This is a genomic window from Acinetobacter sp. ANC 3929, from assembly GCF_000369405.1.
Taxonomy (GTDB): domain Bacteria; phylum Pseudomonadota; class Gammaproteobacteria; order Pseudomonadales; family Moraxellaceae; genus Acinetobacter.
In genome coordinates this window covers 304267-324323 of the sequence record NZ_KB849999.1, presented here as the reverse complement: position 1 = coordinate 324323, position 20057 = coordinate 304267, and the positions used below count along the sequence as shown (strand labels likewise).

The following is a 20057-nucleotide window of genomic DNA, read 5'->3' as shown; positions in this document are numbered from 1 at the left end:
CATGGCTCAATTTTTTATCCATCGCCCAATTTTCGCTTGGGTGATTGCACTGGTCATTATGTTGGCGGGTATTATCACGCTAACAAAAATGCCAGTTGCACAATATCCGACAATTGCTCCCCCCACGGTAACCATTTCTGCAACTTATCCTGGGGCTTCTGCTCAAACCGTTGAAAATACAGTTACCCAAATCATTGAACAACAAATGAATGGTTTGGATGGCTTACGTTACATTTCATCGAACAGTGCGGGTAATGGTCAAGCATCGATTAATTTGAACTTCGCACAAGGTATCGATCCAGATATCGCGCAGGTTCAAGTTCAAAACAAACTGCAATCGGCAACAGCACTTTTACCTGCTGACGTACAACGTCAAGGTGTAAAGGTGACCAAGTCTGGTGCAAGCTTCTTACAAGTTATTGCATTTTATTCGCCAGATAACAGCCTTTCTGCATCTGACATTAAAGACTATGTGAACTCAAATATTTCTGAGCCACTCAGTCGTGTTGCGGGTGTGGGTGAGCTTCAAGTGTTTGGTGGTTCATACGCAATGCGTATCTGGTTAGATCCAGCAAAGCTGACTAGCTTTAACTTGACACCTAATGATGTAGCAACTGCGATTCGTGCGCAAAACTCTCAAGTCGCAGTGGGTCAACTCGGTGGTGCGCCAGCGACTGCGGGTCAAGTACTCAACGCAACCGTGAATGCGCAAACTATGTTGCAAACACCTGAACAGTTTAAAAACATCTTCCTGAAAAATACTTCAGGTGGTGCTCAAGTTCGTTTAGGTGATGTTGCACGTGTGGAACTTGGTTCTGATAACTACCAATTCGACTCGAAATTTAATGGTAGCCCTGCGGGTGGTGTTGCAATCAAACTTGCAACTGGTGCCAACGCGCTTGATACGGCAGCAGCGGTTGAAAAACGCTTATCTGAGCTACGTCATAACTATCCAAGCGGTTTAAAAGACAAACTTGCATATGACACCACTCCATTTATTCGTTTATCGATTGAAAGTGTTGTACATACCCTGATCGAAGCAGTGGTCTTAGTATTCCTCGTCATGTTCTTGTTCTTGCAGAACTGGCGTGCAACGATTATTCCAACGCTGGCAGTACCTGTAGTTGTACTCGGTACATTTGCGGTCATTAATATCTTCGGTTTCTCGATTAACACCTTGACCATGTTTGCCATGGTACTTGCCATCGGTCTTCTGGTGGATGATGCCATCGTTGTGGTCGAGAACGTTGAACGGGTCATGCAGGAAGAACATCTGGAACCTGTTCCTGCGACTGAAAAATCAATGAATCAGATTTCTGGTGCCTTAGTCGGTATTACCAGTGTGTTAACAGCGGTATTCGTACCAATGGCATTCTTTAGTGGTACGACTGGTGTAATTTACCGTCAGTTCTCTATCACGTTGGTTACGGCGATGATCCTTTCTTTGATCGTGGCATTAACCTTTACCCCTGCCCTGTGTGCAACCCTGTTAAAGCAACATGATCCAAACAAAGAAGAAAGCAATAATATTTTTGCGCGTTTCTTCCGCTGGTTTAACCGTAGCTTCGAAAAAGTTGCAGAGAAATACCAAGGTGGTGTCAATCGCATGACACACCACAAGTTATTCTCTGGGGTACTTTATATTGCGGTGATCGCTGCTTTGGTCGGCATCTACAAGATGTTGCCATCTTCATTCTTGCCAGAAGAAGACCAAGGTGTGGTCATGACCTTAGTTCAGTTACCACCGAGCGCAAGCTTGGAACGTACCGATAAAGTCATTGACACCATGACAGGCTACTTCTTGAATAAAGAAAAAGAAAATGTAGATTCGATCTTTACAGTTGCTGGTTTCTCATTCACAGGGGTTGGTCAAAACGCGGGTCTTGCCTTTATTAAGTTAAAAGACTGGAGCGAGCGTACATCGCCTGAATCACAGATCGGTGCCATTATTCAACGTGGTATGGCATTGAACATGATTGTGAAAGATGCATCGTACATCATGCCATTACAGTTACCAGCAATGCCTGAATTAGGTGTCGCTTCTGGTTTCGATATCCAGTTGAAAGATGTAAGCGGTCAAGGTCATGAGAAACTGATTGCTGCACGTAATGCGGTATTAGGCATGGCATCACAAGACAAACGTCTTGCAGGTGTGCGTCCAAATGGTCAAGAAGATACACCGCAGTACCAGATCACCATTGATCAAGCGCAAGCAGGTGCAATGGGTGTTAGCCTGGCAGATATTAATAGCACCATGAGCATGGCTTGGGGTGGTTCATATATCAATGACTTCGTTGACCGTGGTCGCGTGAAGAAAGTTTATGTTCAGGGTGAAGCGAATACTCGCATGATGCCTGAAGATTTAAACAAGTGGTATGTACGTAATAACAAAGGCGAAATGGTTCCATTCTCTGGTTTTGCCAAGGGTGAATGGACTTATGGTTCTCCTCGTCTAGAGCGTTATAACGGCGTATCATCTGTCAATATTCAAGGTACACCTGCACCGGGCGTCAGCTCTGGTGATGCAATGATCGCCATGGAAGAAATTATTGGTAAGTTACCGTCAATGGGCTTAACCGGTTTCGACTATGAATGGAGTGGTTTATCTTTAGAAGAACGTGATTCTGGTAGCCAAACGGCTCCACTCTTGGTTCTTTCATTATTAATCGTATTCCTGTGTCTTGCTGCACTCTATGAAAGCTGGTCAGTACCTGTTTCGGTATTACTGGTTGTACCTTTAGGTATCGTTGGTGCATTTACATTGACATGGTTAGGTATGATTATTAAAGGCGATCCAAACTTATCCTTTAACATTTACTTCCAGGTTGCGATTGTTGCCGTAATTGGTCTATCCGCGAAAAATGCGATCTTGATCGTCGAATTTGCGAAAGAATTACAGGAACAAGGCGAAGAACTATTTGAAGCAACATTACATGCTGCGAAAATGCGTTTACGTCCAATTATTATGACCACACTTGCATTTGGTTTTGGTGTATTACCATTAGCCTTGGCAAGCGGTGCGGGTGCGGGTAGCCAACACTCTGTCGGTTATGGTGTACTTGGTGGTGTAATTTCTTCAACACTTTTAGGTATCTTCTTTATCCCTGTATTCTTCGTGTGGATTCGTAGTATCTTTAAGTACAAACCTAAAACTTTAAATACTCAGGAGCATTGATCGTGATGCAAACTGTATGGTCTATTTCCAGTCGTGGCATTGCAATCTCTGCACTCGCGCTATCTTTGGCTGCCTGCCAAAGCATGCGCGGGCCAGAGCCTGTTGTGAGTTCAGATGTTCCTGAAAGCTTCGCGTCTTATGGTAATGCTTCTGGAAAATCAATTGCGGAACAAGGTTACAAAGACTTCTTTGCTGACCAACGTTTACTACAAGTGCTTGATCTAGCACTTGCAAATAACCGTGATTTACGTACTGCTACGTTGAACATTCAAAAAGCGCAACAGCAATATCAAATTTCGGAAAACAACCAATTGCCAACCATTGGGGCAAGCGGTAGTGCTGTTCGTCAAGTCACCCCTACCCGTGACCCCAATAACCCTTATTCAACTTATCAAGTCGGTTTGGGCCTAACTGCATATGAGTTAGATTTTTGGGGCCGTGTCCGTAGCTTGAAAGATGCAGCTTTAGATAGCTACCTCGCAACACAAAGCTCGCGTGATGCAACGCAGATCAGTTTAATCAGCCAAGTCACTCAAGCATGGTTAAACTACTCATACGCGAACGCGCAATTGAAACTTGCGGATCAAACGCTAAAAGCTCAACAAGACTCGTTTAACTTAAACAAAAAACGTTTCGATGTGGGTATTGATAGCGAAATCCCTGTGCGCCAAGCACAAATTTCAGTTGAAACTGCACGTAATGATGTCGCGAACTACAAAACTCAAGTTGCTCAAGCTCAAAACTTGTTGAACTTGCTGGTTGGTCAGCCTGTTCCTCAGAACTTGCTTCCTCAACAACAAGTAGCGAGTATCACGCAACAAAACGTGTTTAGCGCTGGCTTACCAAGTGACTTGCTCAACAACCGCCCCGATGTGAAAGCATCTGAATACCAGTTAAGTGCTGCGGGCGCGAATATTGGTGCTGCGAAAGCCCAACTTTTCCCAACCATTAGCCTGACTGGTTCTGCAGGTTATGCATCAACTGATTTGAGTGACTTATTCAAATCAGGAAATGCGTTATGGTCAATTGGTCCGAGCTTGAATATCCCTATCTTTGATTGGGGTACACGTAAGGCCAATGTCAAGATCTCTGAAACTGATCAGAAAATTGCACTTGCTAACTATGAGAAGTCAGTACAGTCAGCTTTCCGTGAAGTAAATGATGCTTTGGCAACACGTGCCAACATTGGGGATCGTTTGACTGCTCAGCGTCGTTTGGTTGATGCAACCAATACAACATACAAGCTTTCAAATGCCCGCTTCCGTGCTGGTATTGATAGTTATTTGACTGTATTAGATGCACAACGCTCAGCTTATTCAGCTGAACAAGGCTTATTACTGCTGCAACAAGCAAACTTGAATAACCAAGTTGAGCTGTACAAAACACTTGGTGGTGGTCTCAAAGCCTCAACCAGTGAAACGGTAGCTCATCAACCATCTAGCTCAGAACAACACTACGCAAAAAAATAATTTCATCTTTTGCGAATAAAAAGCTCACTTCGGTGGGCTTTTTTATTGCAACCATTGCCAATATTTCTTATCTTCAAACTCAATATATTGATGATTTAGAAAATACGATGTTATTAAGCAGTTTAGAGTCTGTACCAGGTCATGAAATCTTACGTCAGTTGGATGTCGTTTATGGCAGCACCGTTCGTAGTAAACACGTTGGTCGTGATTTGATGGCAGGTTTAAAGAATATTGTTGGGGGTGAATTAACAGGTTATACCGAGCTCCTTGAAGAATCTCGCCAAGAAGCGACACAACGGATGATTGATAAGGCAAAAGCTTTAGGTGCCAATGCCATTGTCGGTATTCGTTTCTCGACTTCGAATATTGCCCAAGGCGCATCGGAGTTATTTGTCTATGGTACAGCGGTTGTGGTTCAACCCATTGCACCTAAACTTCCTGATCCATTCAGCGCATAGGCAAAATTATGGATGGATTAATTTTTCAGATTGTCCTGTTTCTGATCCTATTTTCAGTCGGTTGGGGGTTTGGTCGCCATATCGAGCAAAAGCACTTACGTGAGCTTGATCAGAAAGAAAAGCAATTTTCCCATATTCGTATCGATACCAATCGCTTTGTAGAAAGCTCAGCCTATGGGCAAATGGTCAGCAGCAATGTGGTAATCTCCCACGATTATTTTAAGTACGTACTGGCAACCATTCGCAACTTCTTTGGTGGTCGTTTAGTCAGCTATGAAAGCGTGGTAGAACGTGCACGTCGTGAAGCCATGATTCGACTCAAGCAAGAAGCCCATGCCATGGGTGCCAATCAGATTATGGGGGTGCGACTCAGTACCACAGAATTGGGAATGCAAGGTGGTATGGTTGAAGTCTTTGCCTATGGAACCGCTATAGTAAACGCTCCACACTGATAACAGTATCCTATTCTGGAGTTACTATAGAGAACAACAGAATAAAAATGCCTCAGTCACAATGAGGCATTTTTTATGGTAAGACATATTTTAGTTAATGGAATAAAACAACTGCCTTCTGTAAGGTAAACCAAATACCTGCTAGCAAAGGTAGGCCGACAACCAGCCAAGCCAGTACCACAGTAATTGTCTTGGAAGGTTCATGTGCTACATCATGATTCAGGCTTAAATCTTGCGGTAATTTCTCATGTGCCAAAGCCTTTTCAGCAGCCAATTCAGCCTCTGTCATGTATTTATCTTCATCAACTGGTTTGACCATTAAATTGAGTACAAATCCAATGGCTAGCATAGCCGCCAAAATATACATCGTCGTATCATAAGATTGCGCTTGAGCCACGCCATGCGCCAGTTGATAATCACGAATATTGGTTATCAATAATGTCCCCTATACGCCTGCCACAGACCATGCTGTCAGCAAACGGCCATGAATTGCCCCGACCATTTGTGTACCAAAAATATCCGCTAGATAAGTAGGAACCGTAGCAAAGCCCCCGCCATACATTGATAGAATGACGCAGAAAGCTAAAACGAATAAAGGTAGATTTTCCGCATGAGCAAGTTGTGGAATCGAGACATATAACAAAAAGCCCAATGCCAGAAAAATGAAATATGTGGTTTTACGACCAATAAAGTCCGATGCCGATGCCCAAAAGAAACGCCCTGCAATATTAAATAATGACAGTAAACCCGTGAAACCTGCTGCAAAAGTTGCGATCTGCATTTTCTGCTCGGTATTTAACTCATTGATTCCCAAATCTAAACCAATAAGACGTCCACCAAACACCTCCTGCAACAAGGGTGAAGCCATGGCTAGAATACCAATCCCCGCAGAAACATTTAAGCAGAGTACCCCCCAAATGAGCCAAAACTGTTTGGTTTTCCATGCTTTATTTAAATGTACGTGCCGATTGGTGACTAAAGCCGTCGTATGCGTTGCGCTTGGTTGCCAGCCACTCGGTTTCCAATTTGAAGGTGGAATTCGATAACCAAATGCTCCTCCCATCATAAAAATAAAATAAACAGCAGCCAGTACCAAAAACGTTTGCCACACACCCACAGAAGTATCTGTTGCAAACAACTTCATCAATTTATCTGCGAGTGGCGCACCAATCATGGCACCTCCACCAAAGCCCATAATGGCAAGACCTGTTGCTAAACCACGGCGGTCTGGAAACCACTTAATCAGGGTAGATACAGGTGAAATATAGCCAAGCCCAAGCCCTATTCCGCCCACACCTCCGCCTAACCACATCAACCATAGCTGGTGTGTATAAACACCTAACGCAGACAAAATCAAACCACTTGCCCAGCAAAATGCCGCAACCACACCCGCCTTTCGAGGTCCAGCATGCTCAAGCCAACCACCAAACAAAAAAGCAGACGAACCGAGAAATACAAAAAATAGTGTGTACATAATGCTTAATGTAGACACACTCCAGTCACAGGTTGTAGTGAACAACTGCTCAAGCAGACCTATATTTTTACATTCGATTGGCGCATCAATTCCCAAGGCTTTTGATAATGGTAACCAAAATACGGAAAAACCATATGCCATACCAATACTGAGATGAATCGCGAGTGCGGCAGGAGGTAATAGCCAACGGTTATAACCAGAATGGGCAATCGTGCGTTCCTTTGCCAAAAGTGAAAGTCGTCGTTCCATGTACTATCTCCATGCCTTCACTGCGAAGAGAGGTGAGTATTATTCATTTGGATCTAGGCAGCGATTCACGCTAATGCCAGAGCTTTGTATTATGCTTATTTTTCAGTGAAGACCAATCGAATGATTGTGCAAAAAATGTCTGGTTTTTATCAAGTAGCTTTTTTTAATAAAAAGTAAATAACGGGTTTAATGATTTTTAAAAATATTGATGCTTTTACGAACTCATCATCTTATCTTTATGCTCTGTTCATTCCATCCAGCAGAAAACACATATGCTCTATACGCTGGTCAGTTTATAAGAATTCGATTAGGTACCACAACCTTAGTGAGACAAGATAGGACAATTTAAGCGTTTTCATATCGAACAGCTATTTTAAATAAGTAGCATAAGTTCGACGATTCTTTCAACACATTGAAAGAATAATCACAACAGAGTCATATTGAGTGCCCATCCTGTTTTAAAATAAACCTTCGGTTGGACCTACTTTTCTTCCGGAAAAAGTAGGCAAAACCATCGTCATCTACAAAAACTGTTCACTCCTTTCATTTTCATATCCGTATTGAAAAAACATCATTTTTATAAAGACCGCGCAGGTTGTAGATGACATTTGCGAGTATCATTTTTTAGCCAAAAATCAAAAATAAATACTTTGTGAGATCAAGGTTAAAAAAACTCTACCCTACTCGGCAAAAATCGCTTGCCAATAGTGATAGTTTTTTTCTTCCCCATTTTCTAACTTAAACTCGTATGACATCTGACGCGTTTCAGCAATTTCAAACACAACAGGATGCTTAAATAAACCACCTGCATAAGCAAAGGTGTGATATTCACCGTTCTCGCCACAGACATCAACTCCGCTTGGCATCCGTTCAATCAGATCCGCATCGATATCTTGGCCAATAAATGACTGATCCAGTTTGCTGGCATCTGTCACGATGATCTTGGTTTTAATGCCTGAATCCAAGAAATCCTGCATTACTTCAGTCGAGTTCAGATTCCATATTGGCTCAACCACTTCAATGCCCAAAGGATGTAAACGGTCTTCCCGATATTTGCGCACATCGCTTAAATAAATATCACCAAAGATAAAATGCTCAACACCCTGTGCTCTAAAATGATTGGCAGCATCCAACATACGCTGTTCATATACGGGGAGATTCTTTGGCAAAAACACTGGATAGAGTGGAATACCAATACTTTCAGCCTGCTTTTCGAGCAATTTATGTGGAATCGCATGCATCGAAGACAACTCAGTTTCTTCATTCACCGTGGTTAATAAGGCAACCACCTCGAATTCACTCTGCTGTAAAACTTTGTACAATGCCAAAGATGAATCTTTACCACCACTCCAATTGAAAACGGCTTTCTTGCTGTTATTCACACTCATTTCACTTTCATTTTTCGGATCATTTTATACAACAAGCTTGGCGACAAACGAGAAACCAGCACACCCAGTTGCTCTTTTTTCCCACCTACCACAATATATTCATCCCCTGCCATCAACGACTCCACCACACGTTCGGCGAATACATCGGCATCTAAACCATTTTCAATGGCTTCATCTTGATGTCCTTGTGGCTTGCCTTCGCCATTTAAAGCATTGAAAGATACATTGGTTTTCACAAACCCTGGGAACACCACAGAGACTTCAATACCGTCTTTAGATACTTCAGCACGCAAGCTGTTGGCCCATAAATGAATCGCGCCTTTAGCAGCCGAATAAGTAGCGCGATATTGCGTACCTAACAAACCCGCCACACTGGAAACAAAGACCACCCGACCTGATTTTTGTTTTAACAAGGTCGGCAACACGGTTTTGGTAAAGAACACTTGCGAGAAGTAGTCAACTTCCATGATGGCACGTTCAGTTTGCATGGTGGTGTCTTGGATCAAGGCACGTTGACTCAAGCCTGCATTATTGATGAGCCAATCAATACGCCCTTTGCTGGCTAGAACCTGTTCATGTGCATGGCGAACTTGGGCTTCATCGGTAATGTCCGCAGCAATCGAAATATGCTGTTCTGGTTTGAGTAAACCGACACGCACTGCTTCTAATTCATCATAACGACGTGAGGTCAGCACCACTTGTGCACCTTGTAATGCACATTCGCGGGCTAAAGCTTTACCTAAACCAGAAGATGCACCTGTAATCCAGACCACTTTATTTTCAAGAGTTTTGAGTTTTGCCATTTCCATGTCCTACCTATGCTTGATGACGCATAAATTTCAGGAAGTAATCTACATATGTTGCCGCTACTTGCTGATCAATTTGAGTCCCTAGTTTTTCCAAACGTTTATAACCCAAATGTGTGGTCATATTAATTACGCCATTGAGGGTTTTATCGACCACAAAATTGAACTTGAGGCATTTTTTCGGTTCGCGAATCAAATGCGTCACGCCTGAATCAATCACTTCAGTGAGAAGTTTCAGTGCATTGGTAATTTCTCGATGATCTCCATCCCCCAACTTTTGGCTCGACGCAATGACTTTCTGTGCTAAATGCTGCTCGACAGGATAGGTCATGTACACCTGTTCATCTTCAATCTGTAAGGTCTTTGAAAGATATTCAACCAACGGAATTAAACGGTCATTCCCAAAGAATGAAATCGACCATGGCATATATTTGCGAATCGCTTCTAAAATTTGTTGGATGACTTTCTCAGATTCACCTGTTTGTGAATAGTGCTGATTTTCTTGTAATAGCACCATAAATACTTGTTCAATCACTTCACAAGCAATTTCTGATAAGACATTGCCTAGTGCACTGGCTTGGCTTTCCGTAGTTCCTTGCAACAATTGCGTTCGAATATACGCAAACCTTGCGTATGTATCCGCATGAATATTTAAAAAAACGGCGGTGTTCATTTTCATAACCCTAATTGTAAGATTCCATAAAAAAAGAGCTTGTTTAACAAGCCCTTTAATTCAATCTATTTTTCTACATTTTTGGCATTGTACACGCCGAATTTATCACACTCTATTCTGTATCGACATGCATAAATGCTAAAAAATGATTAACGCAATCCGTCGCAGTACCAGTATCGACTTGGTTACCCATTTTCTCTAAACGCTTATAACTTAAATGCGCGGTCATATTAATCACCCCATTTAAGGTTTTATCCACTACCCTATTAAAGTTAAGGCATTTTTTCGGTTCACGAATCAAGTTGGTTACCCCCAAATCAACAATTTGAATCAAGGTTTGAAATACATCAACCATGTCACTGATTTCATTGTTTTTTAGTTTCGTGACCAGTACATGTACCTGCTGTACTAACTGTCGATCAATCGGATAAGATACATAAACCTGCTCATCGTGGTACTTGATCATATTGGAAAAGTAATTGGCAAATGGACAGAGACGCTCATTACCAAACAGTGCAATTGACCACGGCATATATTTACGTACCGCACCAATAATCTGTTGAATCACTTTTTCGGACTCAACAGTGTACTTATGTGTCAATTGTGTTGGCTGACGATTCTGAATCAAGAGTACAGAAAATACTTGCTCAACAATATCGCAGGCAATTTCGGATAGCACCTCCCCCAAGATACGGGATTGACTCTCATGCGTACCTGCGTTGAGCTGTTGGCGGATCGTTTCAAATTGCCCATGTGTGACGTCATTAATTTTCAACAGGATTGAATAACTCATGAGAAGTATCCCTTTTTTAGTTTTTCGCATTCTTATATTGTTGTTTTGAGCATCAATATTTTTAAGTTATGTGATGCATTACACAAATCTAACCCTATTTATATAAAAATCCAACGCCTTTCATCGGCTTTTTCAGAGAAAAATGAAATCTATAAAGCATTTATCCAGATTGATCAGTCGATCACCAGTAATCAAAGCCAGATTATGAAGATGTACTAAACATCTGATCTATCAAAGCTCAAGAAGCCTCAATTTAGCCATTATTTAGACGGCTTTTATCATTCACATCAGGTCAGGCTGAAATGCCTACAGAAGCGAGGATTTTTTGCTACAATAGATGCAATTTTTTATTCAATTTTAATCTTCTGTACTATGACTGACGCTCAATCTGCTCAAAATATTGCAACCACTTACGATCCAACCGAGATCGAGAAGAAATGGTATCAAATCTGGGAACAACAAGGTTACTTCAAGCCTTCAGGTCAAGGTGAATCATTCTGTATCATGATTCCGCCACCGAACGTCACCGGTAGCTTGCACATGGGGCATGGTTTTAACAATGCCATCATGGATGCATTGACTCGTTACAACCGTATGATGGGTAAAAATACCTTATGGCAACCAGGGACTGACCATGCGGGGATTGCAACGCAGATGGTGGTCGAGCGTCAATTGGGTGCACAAGGTGTCAGCCGTCATGACTTAGGTCGTGAAAAATTCATCGAAAAGATCTGGGAATGGAAAGAGCAATCGGGCGATACCATCACCCGTCAGATCCGTCGCCTAGGTTCTTCAGTGGACTGGTCGCGTGAACGCTTCACTATGGATGAAGGTTTGTCGAATGCTGTCAAAGAAGTCTTCGTTAAACTGCATGAAGATGGCTTGATCTATCGTGGCAAACGCTTAGTCAACTGGGACCCGAAACTACAAACGGCCCTATCCGACTTAGAAGTTGAATCAGATAAAGAAGAAGCAGGTTCATTGTGGCACTTCAAATATTTCTTTGAAGATAAAAACCTACGTACCCACGATGGCAAAGACCATATCGTTGTCGCTACAACTCGTCCTGAAACCTTGTTAGGTGATACTGCGGTTGCTGTGGCACTTGATGATGAACGCTATTCACACCTTGTGGGTCAGAACATTATCCTGCCAATTACAGGCCGTGCTGTTCCAATCGTTAAAGACGAATATGTCGATAAAGAATTCGGTACAGGCTGTGTGAAAATCACTCCTGCACATGACTTTAACGACTATGAAGTCGGTAAGCGTTGTGAATTGCCAATCATCAATATCTTCAATAAAAATGCAGAAGTATTGGCTGAGTTTGAATACATCGCGAAAGCAGGCGAACAAATTTCTAAAACCATCCCTGCCCCTGCGGACTATATCGGTTTAGAGCGTTTTGACGCACGTAAAAAACTGGTTGAACAAGCCGAAGCTGAAGGCTGGTTAGATCAAATCCAACCTTATACCTTGAAGCCACCTCGCGGTGACCGTTCAGGTGTAATCGTTGAGCCGTTATTGACAGACCAATGGTATGTAAAAATTGCACCATTGGCTCAACCTGCAATTGAAGCAGTTCAAGATGGTCGTATCAAGTTTGTTCCTGAACAGTACAGCAACATGTACATGGCGTGGATGAACAACATCCAAGACTGGTGTATCTCTCGTCAGCTTTGGTGGGGTCACCGTATCCCAGCTTGGTACGACGCTGAAGGTAACATCTATGTTGGTCGTGACGAAGCGGAAGTCCGTGCTAAAAACAACATCCCTGCTGATGTTGTGTTAAGCCAAGATGAAGATGTACTGGATACGTGGTTCTCTTCTGCGCTTTGGACGTTCTCAACTTTAGGTTGGACTGGCGATGCCAAGAAAGATGCGGAAAACTATTTCCTCAATACGTTCCACCCAACTGATGTATTGGTGACAGGCTTTGACATCATCTTCTTCTGGGTTGCTCGTATGATCATGTTTACGATGCACTTCATGAAGAATGAAGATGGTACACCACAAGTCCCGTTTAAAACGGTCTATGTTCACGGTCTGGTTCGTGATGGCGAAGGTCAAAAAATGTCGAAGTCTAAGGGTAACGTACTTGATCCACTGGACTTGATTGACGGTGTTGACCTTGAGACTTTGGTACAAAAACGTACTACAGGTCTAATGAATCCGAAACAAGCGGCGAAGATTGAAAAATCAACCCGTAAAGAATTTCCAGAAGGCATTCAAGCTTATGGTACCGATGCAGTTCGTTTCACGTTCTGTGCATTGGCGAATACAGGTCGTGACATTAAGTTTGATATGAAACGTGTTGAAGGTTACCGTAACTTTGCCAACAAAATCTGGAACGCGACCCGTTTCGTGCTGATGAATGTTGAAGGTCAAACGGTTGCTCAAGAAGCGCGTCCTGAGCTGTGGGAACTTCCAGAAAAATGGATCATGAGCCGTTTGCAAAAAGCAGAAGCTGCGGTACATCAAGCATTCGCTACGTATCGTTTAGACCTTGCTGCGCAAGCGATCTATGACTTTATCTGGAATGAATACTGTGACTGGTACGTTGAGTTAACCAAACCTGTTTTGAACGATGCCAATGTATCTGAAGAGCGTAAAGCGGAAGTTCGCCGTGTGTTACTTGCGGTAATGGAAGCGTCTTTACGTTTGGCACATCCGTTGATGCCGTATTTGACTGAAGAAATCTGGCAAACGCTTGCGCCGATGTTAGGCAAAGGCGGTGCGACGATTATGACTGCGCAATACCCTGTGCCTGATCAAGCGAAAGTGAATGATCAAGCTGAAGCAGATATGCAGTGGTTACAAGGTTTGATTGGTGCAGTACGTAATATTCGTGGTGAAATGGGCTTAGGTAATGCGCGTTTATTGCCTGTATTACTCAAGAATATTTCTGATGCTGAGCGTGAGCAAATCATCCGTATCGAAGCTTTATTCAAAGCATTGGCTAAAGTTGAAAGCATTGAGTTCTTAAGCAATGAGCAAGAGCCACCGTTGTCTTGCTCTAGCGTTGTCAGCCATGCTTCGGTATTTGTACCAATGAAAGGCTTGATTGATCCTAAAGCTGAATTGGGCCGTTTGCAGAAAGACTTGGATAAAGTTCAAAAGCAACATGATCAAATTGCCAATAAACTTTCGAATGAAGGCTTTGTAGCGAAAGCACCAGCAGCCGTGGTTGAAGGTGAAAAAGTGAAACTGGCTGAGTTCGCTGATCAATTAATGAAGATTAAGCAAAGTATGGAGCAGATTGCTGCGCTTTAATCCTTAAAGGCTACAATTTAATCTGTAATATAAAGGGCTGATTATTCAGCCCTTTATACATTAAAAAATAAATCCAAGCTTTAGGCTCTTAGATTCCTTTCAAGTTGCGAAATGTTGTCCTATACCTGATATGCAGTATTCCCTCTCCTTAAGGGATGAGGAGTACAACTCCACAAGGGGCCGAGGGAAACTTATAACGCCCCATGCCCCAACAACATCTCCACCCCACTCACTTTTTTCATATGCTTTAAACGTTCCTTTTCCCACTTCAACTGCTGCTTTAACTCAGCACAATCTGTATCTATAGCTTTATATACATCACTAATATGCAGATGCTCGGCTTTGACTTTTTTCGCCAACTGAAAAGAATCTAAAATTTCGTCAATTTGGCTTTCAAGCTGCTGACTTTGTGCATCCAACGCCAGTTTATAAAACTTCACTTGCTCTGCCGATAGCTCTTTAGCGCCTACACCTTTATTCTGTTCAAGCTGTAATTGAAGTTTCAATAAATAAAACAAATCCTGCTGCTCATAAGCCTGACTCGCCTGTTGGAACAACTCAGTTTTTTCTTCTTTCTTGGTTTCATCTTGCTCACGGTCAGGATGAATCATGGCAGCAATTTTTAAATACACGGTTTTCAACGACTGCGCTGCCATCTGCTCAGCTTGCTCACGTTTCTGCTGTTGTCGAAGTTGCTTGGCTTGTTCCCGTGCCTGTTGCTGTTCAGCCGCATATTGCTCAAAGTCAGTTTGTTCTAGTTCTACATCCTGCTCAAAATTTTCATCCTGTTCAAATCTTATTGACTGTACTTTTTTATTCTTTTTAGTCGATTGCTGGGCATGTTGCTGATAAAAAGTATCGATCTGCTTGACCAGCTTTAACTGTTCACCCTTCAACATTTTGGAGCGTTTTAACAACTGTGCAAGCTGGGCAATTTTTTCATCCAGTTGCTGCATATCAGTTTTGGAAAACGCATGCTGTTGTAATAGCGTCCAAAGTTGATCTAACTGCTGAAACAAGACTTCATGCAGCTCGCTATACACAGGCATCAGTTTTTGCCGTGTATGTTGTTGAATCTCGGCTTGAGCACTCTGCCATGTAGCAAGGCTGATTTTTTGCTGTTCTATTTGATCAATCAGGCGATTCAGCTTTTTCTGCTGTGAGGAAGGTTCAGCCCTTTGCTTTAAACTGACTTTAAGATCAAAAGACATCACACATCCGCCTGAAATAGAAAAAGTGTAGCAATAATCGGACGGCGAAAGTAGCGTTCGACAATGAATGAACTGCATCAAAAAATAAAGCCGCTCAATTGGGCGGCTTTTCAATGACAGAAACAGGTTACTGTGCGGTGTAACCACCATCCATCACCACCGCCTGCCCTGTAATCCCTGCCCCTTTGCTGCTGGCAAGGAAAATCGCATAATCCGCAATTTCCTCTACGCTGAGTAAACGCTTCTGCGGTACCATGGCTAAAATCACATCTTCCAAAGCACTTTCCAGACTCACATTTCGGGTTTTCGCCAAGTCGGCAATTTGCCCACGTACCAACGGTGTATCGACATAACCCGGGCATAATGCATTCACGGTAATCCCGTCACGCGCACATTCCAAAGCTGCCACTTTGGTTAAGCCAATGACTCCATGCTTGGCACTGTTATAACCCGCCTTACCAGCAAAGCCAATCAAGCCATTGATCGAAGACATATTGATAATCCGACCATATTTTTGCGCTTTCATAATCGGAAATGCATGTTTAATCCCGATAAATGAACCTGTCAGCATCACCTGTACCAGTTTCTGATAAATATCCGTTGAGAAATCCTCAATCGCTGCGACATGCTGAAAACCCGCATTATTGATCAGGATATCCAGACGACCGAAGCTTTGCAGGGTCAAGTCAATTGCCGCTTTATAGGCCTGTTCATCGGTCACATCACAAGGCGCAGACAAAGCCTGAAAACCTTGCAGTTTTAACTGCTCAACCGCTTGCTGACATTTTTCTGCGTTGACATCAGAAATCACTACTTTCGCGCCTTCCTGAGCAAATTTTTTCGCAATTTCTAAACCAATACCGCTCGCTGAACCAGTAATAAATGCCACTTTGGCTTCGAGTTGTTGGGTCACTGTACTACTCCTATTCTTAATGATCTTGATTGCTCGCCAATCAATATGGGCAAGCTAAAATTAAAATTCGTCTTAGACAATACCGAACCATGTAAATGCAGCAATCACTACAAATACCGCTAAGGTCTTAATCACGGTCACTGCAAAAATATCTTTATAGGATTGTTTATGGGTTAAGCCTGTCACCGCGAGTAAGGTAATCACGGCACCATTATGTGGAAGCGTGTCCATGCCACCTGACGCCATCGCTACCACGCGATGCATTACTTCGGGTGGAATGCCCGCAGCCACAATGGCAGCGTTATAAGTTTCGGCCATCGCACTCAGGGCAATACTCATCCCGCCAGAAGCCGAACCTGTAATCCCTGCCAGCACAGTCGTCGTGACCGCACCATTCACCAACGGATTGGTAAAGGTAGTACCCAATGCATGGCTAATCAAAGCAAAGCCTGGCAATGCCGCAATGATCGCACCGAAACCATATTCAGAAGCGGTATTCATCACTGCCAGCAATGACCCACCAATACTGGCATTTACACCTTCTTTAAAGTTGGTCACCACGCGCTGATAGTCAAACAAGATCGCCGCAATAATCCCGACAATCAAGGCCAAACCAACTGCCCAGATTGCGCCTGTTTTTGCCACATCCACGCTGTAATTCGCTAAACCAATTGCATTAAAATCAAAGCCATTCGGATACCATTCTTTGATTGCCGTAGATAGATAACGGTTCATGACCGCAACTAAAATCAATGGAACAAAGGCCATACATTGACGTAATGCCGAACCATGAATCGGAGTCGATGCCTCAACATCGGTCGTCGCTTGCGTGACTTTATCCGCAGTAGCAAAGCCTGCATAGCCTTCACCTGCACGTGCCGCAGCTTTACGACGTGACTCCAGATACAAAAGGCCCATACTCAAGACGAAGATCGCACCGATCACACCGAGAAACGGTGCTGCATAGATATTGGTGCCAAAGAACGTGGTTGGAATCACGTTCTGAATTTGTGGTGTGCCCGGCAAGGCATCCATGGTGAATGTAAATGCGCCCAGGGCAATGGTACCGGGAATCAAACGTTTTGGAATATTGGCTTGTTGGAACAACTGATTAGCAAATGGATAGATCGCAAATACCGCCACAAATAGGCTAACACCGCTATACGTCAGAATAGCACCGAGTAAAACCACGGTTAAAATGGCTTTCTTTGCGCCAATCAAATTGACGATAGTACGGGCAATCGACTCGGCAATACCTGACATTTCCACCACTTTGCCAAAGATCGCGCCCAGTAAGAACACCAGAAAATAATCTTTGATAAAATTGACCATTTTCGGCATGAAAACGCCTGAATAAAACGGCAGTACATTGACGGGGTTAATCAGAAAAACCGCCAACAATGCACACAACGGTGCCATCAAAATCACAGAAAAACCGCGATAGGCGGTATACATCAGCAAGCCTAAAGACAGCAGAATGACAAATAAGTCCCACATATTCTTTTACTCCATTCCAAAGAATATATGTCAGGGTCAACCAAATTATTTTTTTTATACTGTGTGGTGGTTATCCTAACCATAAATAAAATTAAAATACTGCGAATACAGTACAGAATCTAAAGCAAAGACGCATTTTAAAATAGCATTAAAATCATAAAAAACAATATCATTAAAACAAAAATAATAAATTAAATTAATAATAAAAATCAAATACCTATAAAAATAAAGCTTAATTATTTTGATTGATTAATAAAACAAATTAACTATTCAAAAATACTCATCAATCCATTCAAAGTATATTTAGCTCTTTATTTTAAAATTCATTTTTCGATATTTAGAGAGAATTAAGCAATAATCTAACGATGACTTATTTAAAATAAATAGCTTGCTGTGCAATACCAAATTAACAAAAATGCCAGTCACAATGTGCTGTTTTTTTTATAAATTACATCATATAAATCAAAAACTTTTCTCATAGGTCGTCCACCATGACTTTAAAGCAACTCAAAGCATTTCTGGCTTTGACTCGTACCCTGAATTATGCAAATGCCTCTGCTGAATTGCATCTCAGTCAATCTGCTTTAAGTCTAAGTATTAAATCACTGGAAGAAGAGTTGGGTGGCAAGCTGTTTAAGCGCAATACCCGTCGGGTTGAACTGACACAGGAAGGAAAGTCGCTGATTCCCTATGCCAAGAAATTATTGGCCAATTGGGAAGATATGGAAAAAGACGTCAAACAACGTTTTAAGCTCAATCGCGGCACCCTGAACATTGCGTCGATGCCTTTTGTCACGCATGCGATTTTGCCGCAGGTGATCCATAGCTTTTTAGCCAAGCATCCCAATATCTGCTTTTCCATTCATGATATTCCCAATGAAAAAGTCCTAGAAAATGTACAGGATGGTATTTTTGAAATTGGTATTTGCTTTGAACCGCCACGCAATGATCAACTGGAATTTAAGCCGTTATTTAAAGAAGACTTTCTTGCTTTGCTCCCCAAAACACATCCACTGGCCAGTGCAGATTCAATCAGTTGGAAACAACTATGTGCCAATCCCTTTGTCACCTTACAACACCCATCGATTGTGCGACATCTGATTGAAGAAAACTGTCTTAAAAACCATCTGACTTTGGATTTAAAAGTCGAATGCCATCAGATCAGTTCCCTCTCCAGCTTTGTTGCCCTAGATATGGGGGTTAGTGCTATTCCACGCCATTTTCAGAACTTCATCGACAAAGAACATAATGTGCTGATTGAGATTGAGGATGGCAAATTGCCTCAAGCAATTGGTATTGTGTATAACAAGGACTTTGAGCTGTCCAATATTTCGGCCGAGTTTATCGAGATCTTGCTGCAACATGATTTTGGCTAAATCCCGTCAGAGTCCCGTTAGTGAAATATATGAATTTTCTTATATTAATGAGTTTCCCTCATTAATCCTTTAAAAATTTAAACTTCTGTAAATAATCCTTGAGTGCTAAAACTAATAGAAACCAAGGAATTTACAGGTGAAAAAATGAATAAAGTCTATTCAACGGCAGCACTGGCGCTACAAGATGTGGTGCAAGATCAGCAGACTTTTGCGGTTGGCGGTTTTGGCTTATGCGGTATTCCTGAGGCCTTGATTCAGGCGCTTAAAGAAACAGGAGTCACGGGCCTGACCTGTATCTCCAATAATGCTGGTATTGATGATTTTGGCTTAGGTGTCTTGCTCAAGACCCGGCAAATTAAAAAAATGATTTCTTCTTATGTGGGCGAAAATAAAGAATTCGAACGCCAATATCTAAATGGCGAACTTGAAGTTGAACTCACCCCGCAAGGCACATTGGCGGAAAAATTACGTGCTGGCGGCGCAGGTATTCCTGCCTTTTATACCGCAACAGGTGCAGGCACATTGATCGCTGAAGGTAAGGAACAGCGCGAATTTAATGGCCGTACCTATATTCTGGAACCATCTCTCACTGCGGATGTGGCACTGGTCAAAGCCTATAAAGCAGACAAAGCTGGCAATCTAGTGTTTCGTAAAACTGCACAAAACTTTAACCCAGAATGTGCAATGGCTGGAAAAATCACCATTGCCGAAGTTGAACACATTGTTGAAATTGGCGAACTGGATCCAGATGAAATCCATTTAGCAGGGATTTATGTCAATCGTGTGGTTCTGAATGCCACGCCAGAAAAACGGATCGAACAAAAAACCCTAAAAGCACAGGACGCATAAT

14 protein-coding genes and 1 pseudogene are annotated in these 20057 nt (G+C 42.4%); 7 read left to right on the top strand and 8 right to left on the bottom strand.

Annotated features, from left to right (window positions below; translation table 11 throughout):
- The first annotated feature begins 1 nt into the window (after position 1).
- The 4 genes from F909_RS11155 to F909_RS11170 all read left to right on the top strand — a co-directional run bounded on the left by F909_RS11155 (position 2) and on the right by F909_RS11170 (position 5554).
- Positions 2–3175, top strand: coding sequence for an efflux RND transporter permease subunit (locus tag F909_RS11155; RefSeq protein WP_005150276.1), 3174 nt, complete (start codon positions 2–4; stop codon positions 3173–3175).
- A 5-nt stretch (positions 3176–3180) separates the two neighbouring features.
- Positions 3181–4644, top strand: a complete 1464-nt coding sequence (adeK, locus tag F909_RS11160; protein WP_005150275.1) for a multidrug efflux RND transporter AdeIJK outer membrane channel subunit AdeK — start codon at positions 3181–3183, stop codon at positions 4642–4644.
- Between the two features lie 107 nt (positions 4645–4751).
- Positions 4752–5102 carry a YbjQ family protein gene (locus F909_RS11165; RefSeq protein WP_032877939.1) on the top strand — a complete coding sequence of 117 codons (351 nt, stop codon included), beginning with the start codon at positions 4752–4754 and terminating at the stop codon, positions 5100–5102.
- A gap of 8 nt (positions 5103–5110) precedes the next feature.
- Positions 5111–5554 carry a YbjQ family protein gene (locus tag F909_RS11170; protein WP_005150272.1) on the top strand — a complete coding sequence of 148 codons (444 nt, stop codon included), beginning with the start codon at positions 5111–5113 and terminating at the stop codon, positions 5552–5554.
- 94 nt (positions 5555–5648) lie between these two features.
- Here the strand turns inward: F909_RS11170 and F909_RS0120235 are convergent.
- The 5 genes and pseudogenes from F909_RS0120235 to F909_RS11190 form a co-directional block, all read right to left on the bottom strand.
- Positions 5649–7277 (bottom strand): annotated as a pseudogene (locus F909_RS0120235) (OFA family MFS transporter).
- A 680-nt stretch (positions 7278–7957) separates the two neighbouring features.
- Entirely contained in the window at positions 7958–8665 is a 708-nt protein-coding gene (locus F909_RS11175) for a Dph6-related ATP pyrophosphatase (RefSeq protein WP_005150267.1), read from the bottom strand.
- On the bottom strand, positions 8662–9468 hold the full coding sequence (locus F909_RS11180) for an SDR family NAD(P)-dependent oxidoreductase (protein ID WP_005150264.1): 807 nt from the start codon (positions 9466–9468) through the stop codon (positions 8662–8664). Before F909_RS11180 ends, F909_RS11175 begins: the two co-directional genes overlap by 4 nt.
- A 13-nt stretch (positions 9469–9481) precedes the next feature.
- A complete protein-coding gene (locus F909_RS11185; RefSeq protein WP_005150261.1) occupies positions 9482–10144 on the bottom strand; it encodes a hypothetical protein in 663 nt (220 codons plus the stop codon).
- Between the two features lie 112 nt (positions 10145–10256).
- The gene (locus tag F909_RS11190; RefSeq protein ID WP_005150259.1) at positions 10257–10937 is read right to left on the bottom strand and encodes a hypothetical protein; all 681 of its coding nucleotides are present in this window, start codon (positions 10935–10937) and stop codon (positions 10257–10259) included.
- 372 nt (positions 10938–11309) lie between these two features.
- On the opposite strand from F909_RS11190, the gene F909_RS11195 reads away from it, so the two are divergent.
- Positions 11310–14210: a valine--tRNA ligase gene (locus F909_RS11195; RefSeq protein ID WP_005150258.1), complete on the top strand. Its 2901-nt coding sequence runs from the start codon at positions 11310–11312 to the stop codon at positions 14208–14210.
- Positions 14211–14401: 191 nt separating this feature from the next.
- Here the strand turns inward: F909_RS11195 and F909_RS11200 are convergent, their stop codons facing one another.
- The 3 genes from F909_RS11200 to F909_RS11210 form a co-directional block, all read right to left on the bottom strand.
- Complete coding sequence (locus F909_RS11200; RefSeq protein WP_005150257.1) at positions 14402–15421, bottom strand: coiled-coil domain-containing protein; 1020 nt, start codon at positions 15419–15421, stop codon at positions 14402–14404.
- Positions 15422–15548: 127 nt separating this feature from the next.
- Positions 15549–16334: a 3-hydroxybutyrate dehydrogenase gene (locus F909_RS11205; protein WP_005150255.1), complete on the bottom strand. Its 786-nt coding sequence runs from the start codon at positions 16332–16334 to the stop codon at positions 15549–15551.
- A 72-nt stretch (positions 16335–16406) separates the two neighbouring features.
- On the bottom strand, positions 16407–17831 hold the full coding sequence (locus F909_RS11210; protein WP_005150253.1) for a GntP family permease: 1425 nt from the start codon (positions 17829–17831) through the stop codon (positions 16407–16409).
- Between the two features lie 491 nt (positions 17832–18322).
- Between F909_RS11210 and F909_RS11215 the strand changes: the two genes are divergently transcribed.
- Positions 18323–19207 carry a LysR family transcriptional regulator gene (locus F909_RS11215; RefSeq protein ID WP_005150248.1) on the top strand — a complete coding sequence of 295 codons (885 nt, stop codon included), beginning with the start codon at positions 18323–18325 and terminating at the stop codon, positions 19205–19207.
- 144 nt (positions 19208–19351) lie between these two features.
- Positions 19352–20056 (top strand): CoA transferase subunit A, encoded by a 705-nt coding sequence (locus tag F909_RS11220; RefSeq protein WP_005150247.1) that lies wholly within the window; start codon positions 19352–19354, stop codon positions 20054–20056.
- Position 20057: the final 1 nt, after the last annotated feature.

What these genes read in the sequence shown, in the direction of transcription:
- F909_RS11155 (WP_005150276.1), top strand. Translation starts at nt 2, where the DNA reads ATGGCTCAATTTTTTATCCATCGCCCAATTTTCGCTTGGGTGATTGCA.
- adeK (WP_005150275.1), top strand. Translation starts at nt 3,181, where the DNA reads ATGCAAACTGTATGGTCTATTTCCAGTCGTGGCATTGCAATCTCTGCA.
- F909_RS11165 (WP_032877939.1), top strand. Translation starts at nt 4,752, where the DNA reads ATGTTATTAAGCAGTTTAGAGTCTGTACCAGGTCATGAAATCTTACGT.
- F909_RS11170 (WP_005150272.1), top strand. Translation starts at nt 5,111, where the DNA reads ATGGATGGATTAATTTTTCAGATTGTCCTGTTTCTGATCCTATTTTCA.
- F909_RS11175 (WP_005150267.1), bottom strand. Translation starts at nt 8,665, where the DNA reads ATGAGTGTGAATAACAGCAAGAAAGCCGTTTTCAATTGGAGTGGTGGT.
- F909_RS11180 (WP_005150264.1), bottom strand. Translation starts at nt 9,468, where the DNA reads ATGGCAAAACTCAAAACTCTTGAAAATAAAGTGGTCTGGATTACAGGT.
- F909_RS11185 (WP_005150261.1), bottom strand. Translation starts at nt 10,144, where the DNA reads ATGAACACCGCCGTTTTTTTAAATATTCATGCGGATACATACGCAAGG.
- F909_RS11190 (WP_005150259.1), bottom strand. Translation starts at nt 10,937, where the DNA reads ATGAGTTATTCAATCCTGTTGAAAATTAATGACGTCACACATGGGCAA.
- F909_RS11195 (WP_005150258.1), top strand. Translation starts at nt 11,310, where the DNA reads ATGACTGACGCTCAATCTGCTCAAAATATTGCAACCACTTACGATCCA.
- F909_RS11200 (WP_005150257.1), bottom strand. Translation starts at nt 15,421, where the DNA reads ATGTCTTTTGATCTTAAAGTCAGTTTAAAGCAAAGGGCTGAACCTTCC.
- F909_RS11210 (WP_005150253.1), bottom strand. Translation starts at nt 17,831, where the DNA reads ATGTGGGACTTATTTGTCATTCTGCTGTCTTTAGGCTTGCTGATGTAT.
- F909_RS11215 (WP_005150248.1), top strand. Translation starts at nt 18,323, where the DNA reads ATGACTTTAAAGCAACTCAAAGCATTTCTGGCTTTGACTCGTACCCTG.
- F909_RS11220 (WP_005150247.1), top strand. Translation starts at nt 19,352, where the DNA reads ATGAATAAAGTCTATTCAACGGCAGCACTGGCGCTACAAGATGTGGTG.